Source organism: Saccharicrinis aurantiacus (genome assembly GCF_001660705.2).
Classification (GTDB): Bacteria; Bacteroidota; Bacteroidia; order Bacteroidales; family Marinilabiliaceae; genus Saccharicrinis; species Saccharicrinis aurantiacus.
The window spans coordinates 242,695-259,867 of the sequence record NZ_LYBV02000007.1 but is presented as its reverse complement, the minus strand read 5'-3'; the positions used below and the strand labels follow the sequence as shown (position 1 = coordinate 259,867).

Annotated in this window: 12 protein-coding genes; 2 read left to right on the top strand and 10 right to left on the bottom strand. The window is 38.1% G+C overall.

What is annotated here, in order from left to right; translation table 11 throughout:
• Positions 1–494 precede the first annotated feature (494 nt).
• From A8B35_RS03540 to A8B35_RS03525, 4 genes are all read right to left on the bottom strand, one after another.
• Positions 495–1,859, bottom strand: a complete 1,365-nt coding sequence (locus A8B35_RS03540; protein ID WP_075602024.1) for an MATE family efflux transporter — start codon at positions 1,857–1,859, stop codon at positions 495–497.
• A 402-nt stretch (positions 1,860–2,261) separates the two neighbouring features.
• Positions 2,262–5,189, bottom strand: a complete 2,928-nt coding sequence (locus A8B35_RS03535) for an FAD-binding and (Fe-S)-binding domain-containing protein (RefSeq protein WP_075602023.1) — start codon at positions 5,187–5,189, stop codon at positions 2,262–2,264.
• 66 nt (positions 5,190–5,255) lie between these two features.
• Complete coding sequence (locus A8B35_RS03530) at positions 5,256–5,456, bottom strand: hypothetical protein (protein WP_075602022.1); 201 nt, start codon at positions 5,454–5,456, stop codon at positions 5,256–5,258.
• A gap of 168 nt (positions 5,457–5,624) precedes the next feature.
• The gene (locus A8B35_RS03525; protein ID WP_083634297.1) at positions 5,625–6,203 is read right to left on the bottom strand and encodes a hypothetical protein; all 579 of its coding nucleotides are present in this window, start codon (positions 6,201–6,203) and stop codon (positions 5,625–5,627) included.
• A 473-nt stretch (positions 6,204–6,676) separates the two neighbouring features.
• Between A8B35_RS03525 and A8B35_RS03520 the strand changes: the two genes are divergently transcribed.
• Positions 6,677–8,077: a sulfatase gene (locus A8B35_RS03520; protein WP_075602021.1), complete on the top strand. Its 1,401-nt coding sequence runs from the start codon at positions 6,677–6,679 to the stop codon at positions 8,075–8,077.
• Between the two features lie 82 nt (positions 8,078–8,159).
• Entirely contained in the window at positions 8,160–9,020 is an 861-nt protein-coding gene (locus A8B35_RS03515) for a LamG domain-containing protein (protein ID WP_075602020.1), read from the top strand.
• A 236-nt stretch (positions 9,021–9,256) separates the two neighbouring features.
• On the opposite strand, the gene A8B35_RS03510 is transcribed toward A8B35_RS03515, so the two are convergent.
• The 6 genes from A8B35_RS03510 to A8B35_RS03485 all read right to left on the bottom strand — a co-directional run bounded on the left by A8B35_RS03510 (position 9,257) and on the right by A8B35_RS03485 (position 17,154).
• Positions 9,257–10,219 carry a glycoside hydrolase family 43 protein gene (locus A8B35_RS03510; protein WP_075602019.1) on the bottom strand — a complete coding sequence of 321 codons (963 nt, stop codon included), beginning with the start codon at positions 10,217–10,219 and terminating at the stop codon, positions 9,257–9,259.
• 30 nt (positions 10,220–10,249) lie between these two features.
• Positions 10,250–11,386 (bottom strand): endo-1,4-beta-xylanase, encoded by a 1,137-nt coding sequence (locus A8B35_RS03505; RefSeq protein ID WP_075602018.1) that lies wholly within the window; start codon positions 11,384–11,386, stop codon positions 10,250–10,252.
• A gap of 33 nt (positions 11,387–11,419) precedes the next feature.
• Positions 11,420–12,868, bottom strand: coding sequence for an MFS transporter (locus A8B35_RS03500; protein ID WP_075602017.1), 1,449 nt, complete (start codon positions 12,866–12,868; stop codon positions 11,420–11,422).
• 83 nt (positions 12,869–12,951) lie between these two features.
• Positions 12,952–14,289, bottom strand: a complete 1,338-nt coding sequence (locus A8B35_RS03495; RefSeq protein ID WP_075602016.1) for an endo-1,4-beta-xylanase — start codon at positions 14,287–14,289, stop codon at positions 12,952–12,954.
• A 145-nt stretch (positions 14,290–14,434) separates the two neighbouring features.
• Entirely contained in the window at positions 14,435–15,568 is a 1,134-nt protein-coding gene (locus A8B35_RS03490; protein WP_075602015.1) for a hypothetical protein, read from the bottom strand.
• Positions 15,569–15,591: 23 nt separating this feature from the next.
• Positions 15,592–17,154, bottom strand: a complete 1,563-nt coding sequence (locus A8B35_RS03485; RefSeq protein WP_083634295.1) for a RagB/SusD family nutrient uptake outer membrane protein — start codon at positions 17,152–17,154, stop codon at positions 15,592–15,594.
• Between the last annotated feature and the right edge of the window lie 19 nt (positions 17,155–17,173).

Here is a 17,173-nt window from a genome sequence, read left to right as displayed (position 1 = left end):
AAAGAGGTTTCAAACAATGTGCTGCATTGCAGATAATGCTATGGTTTAAAGGCTCATTTTTCCAGATATTTCAGCGTAGGTCACAATCCTTGTAATGTATTATTAATTAACACAATGCGTGTGTTTTAAAAATTGTTGTATTGAAAATTAAAAAATGTAGGATGTTTTTTAATTTTCGTCAGGTGCATTTTTGTTTTTCGTCAGGTGCATTTTTAAAAATGCTCCTGTTGGTTTTTGAAAATACTCCTGTTGCAAAATAAAAGCCCTCGTGAGCTTAATCATTTATGTGCCGCTTGTGATTAAAAATGAAGCTTTGTATTTAACAGAATAAGTGTGTTGAAAATGCTTTTTTTGTATTGTGATTTTGGCTTAGGGATAGAAGCGGCATCCTTTGTGAGCCTTCGTTTTGGCGAAACAAAGATATAGCGCATAGCCCGACCGACTATTATAGTGGTTTATGGTTTATAGTTTTTTTTTGGAGGGAAGCCCCTCATTTATTTTATAGCCCATGCTTTTTGGTATCGTTTTAGCTTTCGGGTGAATCGCCATATGAGTAAAATGGCTCCGGCACTGAGTCCTAGTGGGAAACCAAACCATATTCCGATTTCGTTATAGCCCCAAACAAAGGCGCTTAGGTAACTTACCGATAAACTTATGGCGAATAATGAAACTAACGTGATTAAGGCGGGTACTAATACATCGGCAAGGCCACGTAGGGCAAAGCCGTAAATGAGCATGAGGGCATCGGGTAGCTGATATATGGCCAATACGATTAGAAATTGCGATGCTAGGTTTATTACTTCGGCATTGGTGGTGAATAGCGATGGTAGCCAATGGCGGCTCAGAAAAAAGAAACTGCCCATGCATATTACCATTAGTAGTAAAATGTGTACTGAGGCTGCCATGGTGTTACGCATACCGGTGATGTTTCGCCCTCCTTTTAACTGACTTATGCGAATGGTTGTTGCGGCACCTATACCTTGATATACCATAAAACCGAGCGTTGATATGCTAATTCCGATTTGGTGCGCGGCTAGGCCTTGTGCGCCCAACCACCCCATCATTACGGTGCTTAGCGCAAAGGCTGAGGATTCCATTACAATTTGTCCGCCTGAGGCGAGTCCCATTCTGAAGAAGGGTTTCATACCTGCTAAGGTAATGTTGACTTGTGCTATGCTTGGAAGGTGCTTTTTTAAACTTGGCGTGCGATAAAACCACCACATGGCGGCTAATAACATAAAGATACGCGAAATGAGGGTTCCTATTCCGGCGCCAAGAAGGCCTAGTTCGGGGAAACCTAATTTGCCATAAATCAACAGGTAATTAACTGCTACGTTTATTAGGTTGGCTGCAATGGTTATTAGCATACTTACCTTGGTGTTTCCGATACCCTCAGCGTATTGCTTAAAGGCGAAAAAGCCCATCATAGGTAGTATTGAGGCCATTAATATAAACATATATTGGCGGGCCATATCAATTATTTGTGGCGGCTGCCCCATACTACCCATAAATTTAGATAGGATGAATAATAGGATGGTTAATGCTACGCCTACAATTGCATTTGATGCCAAGCCATTGGCGAATAAGGTGGGTATTTTTTGTGGTTTGTTTTGTCCGAATGCATTGCCAATTAAAGGCGTTATTATATACGAAAAGCCCGTTCCGAAAAGGATGGTTAGGGTAAATAAGGTATTGGCAAAGGAGGCCGCAGCAAGGGGATCGGTACTATTGCCTGGTATGTGGCCAATCATCATATTATCGGCTATACCAACGGTGATTTGCCCTAATTGTGCCAATACAACTGGGAGTCCTAATGTTAGGATGGATTTGTAATACTTGCTTTGTTTAATCAATCTCATTGTGTAAATATTTGCTTGCTAACAAACTAACGAGACCTTTCCCTATATTGTATCTCCTGGTATGGAACGATTGAACAAAGTTGGTGACTTTGGGCTTCAAGGTGTGAAACAATTCCTACTATCAACAATAACAATATAGTCGTGTAGACTTTTTGCAATAGATCGCTAGTTTTCAGTTAGAAGTCAGTAGTGAACTATAAACTACAATACTAGTATTACAACAAAATACCGTTGAATATACTTAGCTCTAACAAATACTAAAACTTAACGAACTACTTATTTTTATTATGTATGTAAAAGTAAAGTCTTTATTAAAATGATGAAACTTTTAGAGCGCTAAAAGATGTTAAGTTTTTAACCAGTTGCATTGATAAACTCCGCACCTGACTAAAAACGAGCATACTATTTCAAGGCTTCATATAATATTTCAACCGGATGCTGGGCTTGGCGCTCAGTGCCGTCTTTAATTTGATGACGACAGGATGTTCCGGCTGCAGATATTAAGGTGCTTTCTTGTGTAGCACGAATTGTTGGTAACAGTACCAATTCGCCTACCTTTTTAGATAAGCTATAGGTGCTTTTTTCGTATCCGAATGAACCTGCCATACCACAACAGCCAGACTTAATTTCCTGGGCTTCGTAGTTTTTAGGGAACGATAATACTTTTTGCGTATAACTTGTATTTGATAGTGCCTTTTGATAACAGTGCCCGTGAAACTTTACCTTTTTTGATGCTTCGGTAAACGAATTTTGCTGAATACGACCGCCTTCTATTTCCTTAGCCAAAAACTCCTCAATGGTATATGTGTTTTTAGCAACTGCAATGGCTTGCTGATGTAAGGCACTGCTTACCAAATCGGGATACTCGTCTCTAAAAGTTAAAATAGCACTGGGTTCAATACCTATTAAAGGGCTCTGGGCTGAAACCATAGGGGCCAAATACTCAATATTCTTATTGGCCAGCTTCTTGGCTTTCTTTACCAATCCTTTTGATAGGTATGTACGTCCGCTATTGGTATGCTGCGGAACAATTACCCTATAGCCTAAAGTTTCTAACAACAGAATGGTTTTAATACCTATATCACTTTCGAGGTAATTGGTAAACTCATCGGCAAACAAATAAACTGTTTTATGAATTGCCTTAGCTTTCTTTCGCCACTTACTCCACACCTTTAAGGTTTTAGGCGACATGCTTGGCAAATCTCTTTCTGTTGAAAACCCTATGGTGGATGCTATTAGTTTACGCAAGGTTGGTACTTTTAATACCCCATTATACAACCATGGAGTAAGCGACATTAATTGGTTTATTTTTGGATAATTACCCACTAACCACGCTTTGCTTGGCACGCCTGTTTGCTGATAGTAATATTGTAAAAATTCGGCCTTAAGCTTAGCTATATCAACCCCCGATGGACATTCTGATTTACAAGCTTTACACGATAAACAAAGTTGTAATACTTGGTTTACATCTTCAAGGTAAAGGTTATCCTGATCGAGCTTACCAGCAAAATATTCGCGTAATATATTGGCTCTTCCGCGTGTACTATTTTTTTCGTCGCGAGTGGCCATGTAACTCGGGCACATTGTACCCCCAATAATTTCCGATTTTAAACAATCGCCCGAACCCGAGCATTTGTCAATGGCCCTAATCATACCGTCGGTTTTATCCCAACGCATGGTTGTTTCAAATACCTTTTCTTGGTTCTCTACCCTATAACGCAATGATGTATTCATTTGCGGGGTATCAATAATCTTTTCCGGATTAAGGATATTGTCCTTATCAAATACCTTTTTAACGCGTAGTAGTAATTTATAGTTTGAATCGCCCACCATAAATGGAATAAACTCACCACGCAACCTACCATCGCCATGTTCGCCACTAAGCGAACCGCGGTACTTTTTAACTATATCAGCAGTATCTTTTGCTATTTTTCGAAAAATGATAACATCTTGCGAGCTCTTTAAATTTAAAATAGGACGAAGGTGCAGTTCTCCCGTTCCTACGTGCGCATAAAAAACACATTCTTTATCGTATTTCTTAAGCATGGCTTGTATATCTACTGCAAAGTTTGGCAAGTCAATTGGACGGATGGCGGTATCTTCAATTACAGCAACAGGTTTATGGTCGCCTTTCATGTTAGATAAAACACCCAAACCGGCTTTTCTAAAATCCCAAACCTTTTTTATATCGCCTCCTGTTATAACAGGAAATGAATAACCCAAGTTATTCTTTTTAAAGTCTGCTATTAATGCAGCCGTTCTCTCTTGCAGTGCCTTCTCTGAATGCTCAGCAAATTCTACCACTAAAAGCCCTGCTGGATCGCCCTCTAAAAAGAAACGATTGTGCTCTTGCGATTTACTCTGTCCGGATAACTCTACAATTTTATCATCAATTAATTCAACAGCTCTGGGCTGATGCTTTAAGGCTACTAGGTTGGCTTCGAAGGTTTCGTTTAATGAATTAAAATGGGCGCAGACCAATGCTTTATGTTTGGGCGGAACATTATTTAAATGCAGCTTAATGCTTGTTATTAACATTAAAGTTCCCTCTGATCCGGCAATTAGTTTTGCCATATTAAAGGAACCTCCCTCCTCAACAAAAGGTTGCATATTGGCTAACAAATCAACTGCATAACCAGTATTTCTTCGCTTGATATCTGGATGTGGAAAGTGCTTGTGAATCTCCACTCTATTGTCTTCTGATGCTAATAATTTATTAATTTCTCTGTAAATATCGCCTTCAAGATTCTTCTGTTGGCATTTTTTATCAAACTCCCAATTAGAGATTTCTTTATACGTTACCTCTTCGCCATTAGCTAAAAAGCCACTTACCTCCAAAATATGATCGCGGGTGCTACCATATACTAAAGAGCGCGAGCCACAAGAGTTATTACCAACCATACCTCCAATGGTACACCTATTAGATGTTGAAGTTTCTGGACCAAAGAATAAACCATATTTTGCAAGTTCAATATTCAGTTCATCGAGCACTACGCCTGGCTCAACAGTAACCCAATTCTCATCTTGATTAACCTCAATAATGGAATTCATGTACCTACTGGTGTTTACCACCAAACCGTTACCCACAACCTGTCCGGCCAGCGAAGTTCCTGCACCACGTGGTATTAAAGGAATTTTATGTTGATGGGCAAAATCAATCAGTAGATTAATATCGGAGTAATCGCGGGGCCAAACAATACCTAGTGGTTTTTCTCTGTAAGCAGAAGCATCCGTTGAGAATTGTGCTCTATCAGAGTTGGAGAAAGAAGCCTCTCCTTTTAATAAGGTATTTAATTGAGATAATTTATTTAGTTGCGAAGACTCATCCATATTTCGAATTTTCAGTAAAAGTATAAAAATTCGAAATATAGATAAGTAAACTTGTTGTGATATTAACTAGTAAATTGGATACTGGTCTTCACTTAAAAAATCTTTGACGGTAGAATTATAGAGAACCTGAAAATTTTCTTTTACCCATTCTAACAAGTCTCCAACCTCTTTGGGAGATAACCACTTAATAGATTTAAACAGTTCTTTTTGAAATAACTCTTGGTTGTTTTGCAATCCCAAAAGGATCTTTTTTTGGTGTTCTAGCATACTCTTACGGTTTGTAACTAATTATTAATGAGAATATACAAACCACATACCACAATTAACAAATTGAAGCAGGATTAGGTGGTTTTTTTAATTTATTAATGCCAAGTTAAACCTCATTTTTATTTGATTGGCAGTGAACCAAGTTGCTAATGAAGCAGGTTTACAATATTATATGCCTACTCCGAAGCCTACACTAATTTGCGGTTCGCCTGACTTATAAGGACTATTATCATCTTGCAGAACATCAAATAAAACTCTAACCGAAAAAAACGAACGCTTACTAATCATGGTTCTATAACCACCTCCAAGCCATATATACGGAACAAATATTCTATCGCTTGAGCTAATGGTATAATAACTATCGTAGTTATAACCTGCCAATTCGGCATGGGCAAATATTTTCTTGATTAGATCATACTGTCCGAATAAACGAGCCCCATAATCGTGTGCATTAACGTTCATATCGAAGCGATCATCCATTGTATAAATATATTCAATACCCAAACCTGCGTAAAACTTTGGTGTGAGTTTAGCACCCAGAAGTGGGCTTACTCTTATGGATAAATAATCACTAAAATTACCTGATAGTCCTACATTACCTCCCGTGTATAACTTATCCTTAAATGGCTTTTTTTGAACTGTATTAGCTACTGGTTTAGTGTTAGAAATACTATCAGACTGATAGGCTACTTGAGCAGAAATGATATTAAATATAAAAAACAGGATAGATATAAGTATAAGCCTCATAACATTATAAATTTAGATTATTATTTGGTGAAGTTGTTTAAAGTTGTATCGAAAATCTGCGAGTAACACCTTGATTTCATTGGCTTCAGCTAATTTTTATTCCGTAGCTACGGCTATGCAATAAAAAATTGAGCTTTGCCACTGATAATCAATTTGTCACTCTCGCAATTCCCCTACAACCTTAAACAACTTCGGTATTAATTTAACCAACAATTTGTGTAATTGTTTGCTAATTAATTACAATAGGACTCAATTAAAGTACAATAATTATCCTGATTGAGCTTTTACAATACTATTACTACACCTAAAAACAACAATAAATAGGGTGTAGATGAAACTCTCCATATAGACAAAAACTAACATTTGCTGATTTCATCTACATTTTCGCGAAATGTAATTTTACCACCCGTTAATTTTATCTCTATCACGTACCTTGTAGCTAAATATTATTAATTCCATTATTATAATTCACTATGAAACAAACTAAATTCTTAGGCATTTTAACAATTTGTCTATTTACCTTTTATGTTAACTCTATTAGTGCTAAAAAAACAAATATTGTATTCTTATTTGCGGATGACGCAGGATACCATGATTTTGGTTTCCAGGGTAGCAAAACTTTCGAAAGCCCTAATCTTGATAAATTGGCTAAAGAAGGTATGGTATTCAAACAAGCCTATACTACCGCAGCTGTTTGTGGCCCATCAAGAGCAGGGTTACTAACCGGAAGATACCAACAGCGTTTTGGAATTGAAGAAAACAACGTACCTGGATATATGAGTCATTCATCTAAGCTTTTAGCCGATGAAATGGGCTTACCTTTAGATGAAAAAACAATTGCTGATTACCTCGGCCCTTTGGGCTACAAATCAATTATTTTGGGTAAATGGCACTTAGGCAATGCCGATAAGTATCATCCGATAGCACGAGGTTTCGATGAGTTTTACGGTTTTAGAGGTGGGGCGCGAAGCTTCTTCCCATTAACGCAAAAATTAGCTTTTGATAGAAAAGAAGACCGTTGGGAAAGAGGTTATGCCAACTTTGAAGAGCCCGACAGATACACCACTGATGCTATAGGTGATGAAGCTTGTGATTTTATTGAACGCCATAAAAACAAACCCTTTTTTGTGTATGCTTCTTTTAATGCGGTACATACTCCTCTTGAAGCTTTGCCTGAAGATTTGGCCAAAGTAAAAGGCTTAAGTGGAAAACGCAAAAAGCTAGCTGCCATGAACATTGCAATGGATAGAGCTTGTGGTAAAATTATGGATAAGCTTAAAGAATTAGGACTTGAGGAGAATACTTTGATTGTTTTTTCAAATGACAATGGTGGTCCTGATGGATCTATGACCTGCAACTACCCCTTAAGCGGATGCAAATCAAATCACCTTGAAGGAGGAATTAGAGTACCCATGGTTATGAAATTTCCTAACGTAATTAAAGCAGGTTCTACTTACGATTATCCTGTAAGTATGCTCGATATGTTACCAACGTTTGTAAATGCAGCAGGTGGTAATGCCGATGCTATAACAAATATTGATGGCGTTGATTTAATGCCGTATGTTACCAAACAAAACAAGGCTCGTCCGCATGAGGTATTGTTTTGGAAGAAAGAAAATAGAGGTGTAGTTCGCCAAGGAGATTGGAAATTATTGCGCTACCCAGATAGACCTGCTGAGCTTTATAATTTAGCCAAAGATGTTACCGAAAGTAATAACCTTGCTTATAAACATCCTGAAAAAGTAAAAGAGTTATTTAAAGTATTATGGGAGTGGGAAGGTGAATTAGAGCGTCCGCTTTGGCTACTTAAACGTGTTTACGAGGTAAATGCTATGGAGCGCATGGATGTTAAAAGAACACCTGTATTAGATTAACTTTTTACACATCTTTATTGTGATAAATACCACCCATACTTTAGCTCAGTACTCACTTAGTTTGTGGTTAAACAATATGATTATGATTTTACTACTTCAAAGAAAAGAATATTCGTTATTACTACTATTGGTAATATTCGGATTGATCAGTACAATGGAAATTAAGGCTCAGCCTAAGGCTCCGGAAGGCATGGAATGGAAAGAAATTCCTCAATTATGTGATGAGTTTGATGAATGGGACAATACCAAATGGACAAAGTCATTGTGGAACTATGGAGTACCCGTTAAAATGATGGCTAAAAATTCGGGTGTAAGTGATGGTAAGCTTTGGATTAAAGCATCTTTGGATAAAAAAGAAGCGAAAAAAGAAGATGGGCGTTGGTTTGAAACCTCAAGAGTGATGTCGAAAATGAAAGTTAAGTTTCCGATGTATACAGAATGTAGAATGAGAACCTCTCACCTATCGGCCTTTTCTACTTACTGGCTTAATAATGGAAATAGCGCAAATAGAGATGAAATTGACATTTGTGAGCATAACTCTAAGCCTTCATTTACCAATCAGGTGGACCGACCATACACCATGTATTCGCAATATTTTATTGTTAAGGATGACGAAACGGAAAGGCATCATGGTAATTTTGATAATCGCAACTTATCGGATAACAATCCTGCCAAAGGACGCAAGTGGAATGAAGAATATCAAGTACTTGGTTGTTGGTGGATAGACGAACACCATGTTCAGTTTTACATTAATGGCGAGAAGGCTGGTAAAGTAGAATCGAAACAGACCTTTACGCGCGAACAGAATATCATTTGGGATTTATGGACGAGTAAAGATTCTTGGACTGGTGGAATTGCTGATAAAAAAGATTTATCAAATGATTCAATAAATACAATGTATGTGGATTGGATACATACCTACGAACTGGTAAAAAGCAACTAATTTGTTTTAATAGCTCGTTAGTTTTGAGGCTGAAGTTGGCAGAAGATCTAATAAGGCCCTACAAATTATGAACTACTATTCTTATTGAATTACAAACTAAAAACCTCGCATTGTCTTTTTTAAGAAAATGTGAGGTTTTTTTATCGTAATTTTACCAACTAAAGGATTTACATAAAAAATACTGGATAAATCATTTCGCCATAAAACGCCTCAAAATCAGATAACTAATCTTCAGATCAAGTTCCCTCTATTGTAATTATTTTTCCTGCTTCATCATATTCTAACTCAACTACCTTCATGCTTCTAAGCCATGTTTTTCCATTCGATGGCACACAATCGTGGTGAAACAAATACCATTTACCTTGAAATTCGCAAATGGAATGGTGGGTAGTCCAACCAACCACAGGTGTTAAAATAATGCCTTGGTAACAATATGGTCCATATAAGCTATCGCTTGTTGCGTAACACAATTTGTGTGTATTACCTGTTGAGTATGAAAAGTAATACTTGCCCTTATAGGTGTGTAACCACGAGGCCTCAAAGAAACGTCGATCATGATCTCCTGCTGTAAGCGGATTCCCATTTTCATCGAGGATCAATAAATCCTTAGGTGCTTCTGCAAATTCAAGCATATCATCACTAAGCTTGGCCACTTTTGGGCACAAACTAGCCTCCGCATCCTTTGGTTCAGCACCAACTTCAATGGCCTTGTTATCGCGATAACGCTGTAATTGTCCGCCCCAAATACCCCCAAATAGAATATAACGCTCATTACCCTCTTCAAAAACACAAGGATCTATACTATAACTACCTTTCATTGGGTATTCTTGTGGAATAAAAGGCCCTTCAGGTGTTTCGCTTACCGCTACTCCTATTTTAAAAATATCATTGTGGTCTTTGGCCGAAAAATAAAGGTAATACTTGCCGTTTTTATGCGCCACATCAGAATCCCACATCTGGCGACTAGCCCAATCTACATGATCCACATCCAATATCACACCATGATCGGTAATTTCTCCATCAATGGTATCCATTGAGTAGGCATGATAATCGCGCATATTAAAATGATCTCCATTATCATTTTCGGCTACGCCCGATTCAAAATCGTGAGAGGGGTAAATAAATAACTTGTTATTGAAAACATGAGCTGATGGATCGGCTGTAAATAAGTCTGATACTAAATATTTGGCTTCTTTCATTATTGTATTTTTTGTATGAATTTCTCTTACTTAATAAGCCAAACGCATTACTGCAGCATAAGCAGGCTTTGGCTCGTTTTCTCTGTTGAATAATAAAGGATAATCTGTTCGTCCGTTTATTGGCCAATAGTTACGCCAAGTTTGCGCATCGTTCACTCCCCAAAAAGTGATTCTAGAAATGTGGTCTGAATGTCTGTTATAAATCTTAAATAACTTGGCGTAATAATCGCCTAGTTCAGTTTCCAGATCATCGGGCAAACCATTGGTATACGGGTTGTACTCAGGTTTATTGGCATACGATGTGCTTACTTCTGCTGTTAACTCTTCGCTAGGGAAAGGCAATACAGAAACATCTAATTCAGTAACCATTACCTTAATACCAAGGCTTGCAAATGTGTTGATACTGTTTTCTATTTCCTCAAAATAATCGGCACCCAAACCATAGTGAGCTTGCATTCCTACGGCATCAATTCTAATGCCCTTTTCTTGCAAACGCTTCACTAACTTTACTACCTCTGCTCGTTTTGCAGGTAAGTACATATTGTAATCATTATAATATAACTCGGCATTGGGATCGGCTTCGTGTGCAAACTGGAAAGCTAATTCAATAAAGTCAGGACCTACAATTTGATGCCACAAACTCTTTCTTAAACCGCCCTCATCAAGCACTGCTTCGTTAACCACATCCCATCCTTTTACCTTGCCTTTATAACGCGAAACTACGGTTTGAATATGCGTTTTCATGCGTTGAATTAGTGTATCTCTGGTAGTTAGTTTCCCATCTGCATCGTGAAACATCCAATCAGAAGTTTGGGAGTGCCACACTAAGGTATGTCCCACCATAAAAGCATTGTTATCGGCAGCTAGCTGAACAAGCTTATCCGCCAAAGCGAAATCGAATTTGCCTTGGTTTGGCTGCACTACTTCTGGTTTCATGCAGTTCTCAGCAACTATAGAATTAAATTGAGTTTTAACCACTTTTAAAGCGCTAGTGTCAGAACCTTCAATTTGCTCGGAGTTGAGTGCCGTTCCTATTAAAAATTTACTTTCATATGCTTTTGCTAAAGATAATTCTCTAACATTTTTGGTATTACCTGTATTTTGGGCACACGCAGTAAAACTGCATGCGGCAATTAAGGCTAGTGATATATATTTTATAGTATTCATTGTATTTTCTGTTTATAGATATTATTGAATAGTTTACTCATTCCGACGGGCTGCCAAATCTTTTTCTATCTCAACTTCTTTGGCTTTGTCAATCTCATAAAAAAACAAACAAGCAATAGCTAAGGCAAAGGTGATGGTTGGAAAAAGGCTAACGGATAACTGTATTCCTGAAATGGCACTATCCACTTGTACTGCCAAGCCTTCTTGATAACCAAAGGCGGCTAAAATTCCGGCTACTAAGGCACCGCCAATACTCAAACCTGCTTTTAATCCAAAAATCATGGCTGAGAATATAATAGCAGTGGCTCTACGATTGTTTTTCCATTCCGAAAAGTCGGCAACATCAGCAATCATTGCCCACAATAATGGAATGGTTATCCCATAGAAAAAGCCGTGTAATATTTGACTGATAAAGGTTATGGCGATGGCTTTGGGCGGAAAAAACCAAAAGGCGAACACGCAAAGAGTAGCCAATATTAATCCCACAATAAAAACATCGCGCTTACCATATTTATCGGCCAATGGTTTAGAGAAACCTATGCCTACAATCATAAAAATAATACCGCCTGCATTAAACAAACTGAAGGCAGATGTAACTGCATCATCGGGCCAATCGAAACCGGGCATACTCGTCTTTAATCCGGCAATCATGCCATTGAAACCAATATCATTTAAAAATGTATTTAGTGAGGCTGTATCTAAATAGTTATCGAAGTAATACACATACATTCCTCCCTTTAAGGATAGGGTAATAAAAATAAGAATGGTAACAAATAACATCACCAACCATGGTTTATTCTTACTCAAATCCTTGAGATCTTCTTTGAGCGATGATTTCTGTTCTTCCGTGGCAACTACCCTTTCTTTTGTGGTAAGAAAAGTGATGATTAAAAACACTACTCCAACCACAGCAAACACACCCATTACCTTCTCAAAACCGAGGGCTTTATCTCCATCGCCAAATATAAGAACCAAAGGTAATAGTAAGGCTTGTATGGTAAATTGAGCGATCATAACAGCTACAAATCGGTACGATGAAATGCTATTTCGCTCGCTCATACTGCCGGTTATAACTCCACTTAAGGCTGAGTAAGGTAGGTTACTGGCCGAATATATTAACACCAATAAAATGTAGGTGATTAATGCATAGGCTATTTTACCCGAAGGACTAAAATTAGGCGTACTAAAAGCTAATAAGGCAAATACGCCAAAGGGAACTGCTGTCCATAAAATCCATGGCCGAAACTTACCCCAACGGGTATTGGTTCTATCGGCAATAGCGCCCATTACAGGATTGAAGAAAGCCCCAATCATTCCGCCAGCAAAAATAATAGCTGATGCTGATGCTGGCGGAATTCTATACACATCGGTATAAAAGAATGCCAGAAAGGTCATTAGTGTTTGAAAAATTAGGTTAGCTGCCAAGTCGCCAAGGCTATAACCTATTTTTTCTATTACAGATATTTTTTGCGTTGTATTCATTAGAATAGTTCGTTAGTTGTTAGTCTGAAGTCTGAAGTGAAAACCGATACTTATTACAAAAAGAATGGATATAAGACTTACCATCATTTCACTAATCCTTCAAGTACACCGTAATAGGCGTCTTTCTCTTCAAAATTATTGTTGTATAACAATGGCCAATCTATATGCCCATGAAAATCTAAGAGCCACGATTCATTGTCTTTTAAACCCCAAATAGTTAAGGCATACTTGTTTACAGTTGGTAATGCGGTATAAAGCTCAGCAATCTCTTTATATTTCGTTTTCAACTCTAAAGAACGCGCATCTGTAAGTGTACTTTGGTCGTTATTAGGATTGGCACGTATATCAAGCTCGGCATAATGTACTTTTAAATTTCTGTCGAGAATATCTTGTGTGGCATCCTGAATATCTTTTTTAGCTGGCCAATTGTAGGCGATGTGCATTTGATAACCTACTCCATCAATAGCTACAGAGTTGCTAATTAAATCATCAACCATAGAAAAAACCGCATCGCGTTTGGTTTGATCGCTGCACATATTGTAATCGTTGTAAAACAACAATACATCAGGATCGGCCTCGCGTGCCCACTGAAAACATTTAGAAATAAAAGAAGCTCCCATGCGTTGATAAAAAACTGAATTTCGGTAAGTACCCGAACCATCGTTAAAAGCTTCGTTTACCACATCCCACGATGTTATTTTTCCTTTATATCTTGTTACAACCGTTTTCACATACTCTTCGAGCATGGTTTCAAATTCGGCATCCGTTCCCGAAAAATTCTCAACCCAATTGGGTGTTGCATTGTGCCAAACCAGGGCATGGCCATGTATGTTTAATTTATTCTCAACAGCATAATTAACAATTGCATCCGAAGCAGTCCAATCGTATACTCCTTCGCTAGGATACATGATGTTCATTTTCATTTCGTACTCGGCAGTAATACTGCTAAATTCGCGATTAATCACTTCGTGATGCATACCCGTCATTCGGTTTGACTGAACAATTGTACCTATGAAAAAATCTTGAGTAAGCTCTTTTAATACCGAGCCATCAGGAATCTCAGTAGTAAGTGAAATCACCATTGAATTGCTCGATTCAGCAGTTCCGTTTACTGCACGTACGCGGTAATAATAACTGGTGCTAGGACTCAAGTTATCCACAACAGTGTAAATACCGTTAACGCTTAAGGCCTGATAACCTTCAACAAAACTTGTAAAATCAATATCGCTTGAAACATCAAGCACATACGATTGTGCATCTTTTACTCCGGCCCAGTTGGCTACAAAGGAGTTTTGGGTAATATCACTGGGGTTTAATGCCAGAGGAGCTGACAAACTAGGTGTTGCATTGTCGTCACTACTGCATGACACTTGCATGAGAAGCAAAAATATTAAGCCGATTATATTTTTGAATAGAGCCATAATTATAACTTTTGAGATTCTTGTTTGATGAAAAATATAATCTACGCACTTACATTATCACAATGTTTTTCAGGATCATAAGGTTGTAAGTACGTAGATTATAGTTGAACCCCCTCGCAATCGTTACTGCAAGAGGGGTATTGAATTAATAGTATTCGTAAAAACGCATGTTATCAACGCGAACTATTGTAGGAACTGGTCCCCATTGGTTAATGGCAACTTTCACATAATTAATATTAGGACAGTCCATACTATGAGTAACATTACCTGGATCATAACCTGCACCAAAGTCGTAACTAAGCATTTCTACCGTAATCCATTTACCCACTTCTTCAGCAGTAAAATCATAATTATGGGCCCAAACGGTGGTTCCATCATCAATCTGAATTTGCATTGTGCTTCCAGCAGGACTGGAGCAGTATACTTCGAAAACAAATTTCACTTTCTCCTGATTTGTTTCTGTTATACCAGGATTCATCCCTGAGGTAGGTTCTGCATTACCCCATCCGTTAGATGTAGAACCACTCCAAGTAAACTCGGCATAATTACCATCAAAACCATCTACATCGCTAAATACAACAGCATCGGTAATATCACCATTGTTTCGCCAATCGTTAGTAGCATACATTCCACCGCCATCAAAATCATTGTAACGATACACATTGTAACCCAAATCAACATCTAAATTTTTAGTTGATGAGCCAATATTAGTAGTTACCACAACATCAGCAGGTTCTGCTCCTTGGGGTACACGTAACAATATTTGTGTTGAAGAAATATACTCGTAATCGGCAGGCTCACCAGCAAAAGTAACGCTCTCAAGACCCATAAACCATTTCCCTACAATAACAGTACTACCACCAGCTTTTGGTCGCTCTGGTAAAAAACCTGAGATTTCAGGATCGGGTTGTAATATCTCAAAGTCTTGCATCACTTCTTTTCCATTTTTATTGATGAAATAGATTTTCTGCATACCTAGCTTACTACCCTTGGTTTCATCATAGGGCACTTCAAACATTATGGCTATTGATGAATTGAGTGCTGGATTAAAAACTACGTTAATTGAATCGGCATCCGTTACAAAAAGAACGCTATCCATTTTATCTAACTCAATACCTTCGGCAACTATTAAATCACCGGGATAACCTTGCGAAGCTGTTGATACATCCTTATTGGTAGAATTAACCACCGATATCTCTGGATTGTAAACCTCTTCTTTGGTACATGAAGTAGCCAAGAACATTGAAGTAACAAGGGCTACAATTAAATATTTATTCATATATCTTATCATTGCTCTGAAGTTTATTTGTTAAAATCGTATGGTACTGCCTCATCTAACAACAGTGGATTTATATCCGTTTCAACCTGAGGAAGCGGTAATAAAAAGTCGCTTTCTTTAGGCACTACAAAACGGCCACCATCGGCACTCCCACTCTCTGGGTCATTTCTATCTGCTAGATAAGCTCTATCTGTATTTGATAAAATTTCAATGGCCTTAGCCCTGTCAATACGAGCCAAATCGAACCAACGGTCGCCACTTTCAATGGCCAACTCCATTCTGCGCTCTTGCAAAATATCATCTAAAGTAATTTCGGTTAATGCAGGTAAACCCGCTCTGGCTCTAACCTTATTAATATCGCCCAAGGCAATGGCATCAGTGGTAGAAGTAGCTGTTCCTAATATGGCTTCTGCTCTTATTAAAAGCACCTCGGCATAACGCATAATGTGCGTATTTACATCGGTATTCATAAAGTTAACCGATGGCCACTCCTCAGGAGAACCAACCACATATTTACGGTAACCTGCGTAGTTATTTGTAAGTGCATTTTCTACTAAAAATCCACCTTCTTTGGTTACCAACTCAGGATAAAAATTTCCTTTTTCCATAATAGTTGGCTGACGTCTTAAATCACCTTCCTCGTAGGCTCTAATGAAATCTAAGCAAGGAATAAAGGTTGCCCAACCATCGCCAACACCTGTTAACTTACTAGCTGCTGCTAAATAAGCTTGGTGCGTGTTGGTATAATACCAATGCTGACCTTGTGGAGGAGAAACCCACTGTAACTCAAAAACCGATTCGTTATTATTATCTGGAGTTACTCCATTTTTAGGCTGAAAATTATCAGAATACTCAGGCATTAAAGAATATAATCCGCTGTTAATTACTAAATCAGCGTGCTCCTTTGCTTTATCGTATTCGCCTAGTGTTAAATAAACCTCGGCTAACAAGCCATGTGTTGCACCTTTTGTGGCTCTACCAAGGTTGGCATCGGACCACTTAATAGGTAGTAACTGTGCCGCCTCTGCTAAATCGCGTTTAATTAAGGTATAGATATCCTCAACATTATTTTTACGTACCACAACATCGGTACCGTATTGATTGATATCCTCTAAAATAGGCACAGCGCCAAAGGTTCGAACCAAGTAGAAATAAGCCAACGAACGCATAAATAAACCCTCGCCTCTCGACCACTCTTTTACTTCAGTAGTAACTGCCGGGCCTGCTTTGTTCTCAACAATATCGAGCAAACTATTTGAATAGGCTATTACCGAAAATAATGATTGATAACCCTCTGTTGTAAACTGGTTTGCCGCGAAAACAGCAAACTTATTAAACTGTGCAATATCAACGTAATCGCCCGAAGCATTTCCGGCATACACATCTAAACAGAGAACGAACTTTTCGTTAAACAGGAACCATGGTCTATTGTAAAGACTAGCCCCTCCGGTTAGCATTTGCGTATCATCGTTGTAGTAATTATCAGTAGTTAACCTATCTTCTGGTGCAATCTCAAGAAAACTATCTGAGCAAGCTGTAGTAATAAACAACAGCATCAGTATTCCAAATATCTTATTTTTATTCATTTCTAAGATTTTTTAAAAG